This window comes from Paenibacillus campinasensis (assembly GCF_002272015.1).
Classification (GTDB): Bacteria; Bacillota; Bacilli; order Paenibacillales; family Paenibacillaceae; genus Paenibacillus_AQ; species Paenibacillus_AQ campinasensis.
Genome location: NZ_NPBY01000164.1, coordinates 1 through 228 on the forward strand (window position 1 = coordinate 1; position 228 = coordinate 228).

Annotated in this window: 1 protein-coding gene; it reads left to right on the top strand. The window is 68.4% G+C overall.

Going from position 1 to position 228, the window contains the following annotated elements; translation table 11 throughout:
* The coding region (locus CHH67_RS26670) for a hypothetical protein (protein WP_218832094.1) at window positions 1–192 on the top strand (192 nt) is incomplete at its 5' end.
* Window positions 193–228 lie beyond the last annotated feature (36 nt).

Genomic DNA, 228 nt, shown 5'->3' on the forward strand with positions numbered 1-228 from the left:
CCTGAGCGGAGAAAGGGCTGCGAAGCGCAGCACCCGGTCCTGCCCGGCCGAGGCCGTGGGCAAATTAACAGCGAAGCAACACCTAGAATACCCCGGGTCCGTGCTACAGGGCCAAGGGGGCGCAGCGGCGCAGCCCGGTACCAGCGTTGGCGCTCCATAGCGAAGCTGGAGCAGGCCAACGCTCCCCCTTAACGAAGTGGCCGCCGCCGAGCACGGCTCGGCCACGAG